1 protein-coding gene is annotated in these 710 nt (G+C 51.1%); it reads right to left on the bottom strand.

The window, feature by feature from the left end:
• Positions 1-681: NHL repeat-containing protein (locus AC1DWB_RS36685; protein ID WP_477545960.1), on the bottom strand; the 681-nt coding region annotated here is incomplete at its 3' end.
• Between the last annotated feature and the right edge of the window lie 29 nt (positions 682-710).

Below are 710 nucleotides of genomic sequence, written 5' to 3'. Positions count from 1 at the left end.
GTCTAGGACATAAACGGACTGTTCGTCTACAATCCCCCGCCATACGGTAAACTGGTCTGTATGAGGGTTCAGCCTCGTCAAGGCGCCGGAAACTTCGCCATAATCAGGAACTGAGGCGATATAAATATTGCCGTCTGCCCCCGTTATCATGCTGATCGGCCTATTCTGCTTCGATCCGATTGGCCCGATTTCCCGCGGGTTATGCTCGGCCTCCTTGCCAACATTCCAAGGCTTCGCTGGGTCATATACGGAGATATAGGATCCCGGATAACTACCCGAATACAGCTTCCTACCCACATTGGTCATAGAGTAGATTTCCCCGCCTGAGGAGGGGGATGGACTTCCAAGCTTCACGCTTTCTCCCGTCTCCGGGTCGTAGCGGAACATACGTAAAGGGAGAGCGGAGCTTCCATAAATCTTGTCATCCGGACCCTTATGTACCATCCACATCATTAATCCACCGGATTCATAATGCAGGGTATGAGCCGACTGGTTCCCATCCTTATCTGCGATAGTTACATGCGTGTTCGTTACGGAAATGACTTTCCGTTCCCCGGACAATAGAAGCTCTAGAGCGGAACCACTTTGTTCTACCCGGATAAGACCATTGCCGACAACCTGGTAAAGATCCTGGCTTTTCGGAGCCTTAACGAAGATGTTCCCTTGTGCATCCTGCGTCATTTCCGGGAAGCATGTAATCGCTTACGGAC

This window comes from Paenibacillus sp. P4_E11, assembly GCF_056401635.1.
The sequence above is the reverse complement of the archived record's forward strand: the minus strand, read 5'-3'. Positions and strand labels throughout refer to the sequence as shown.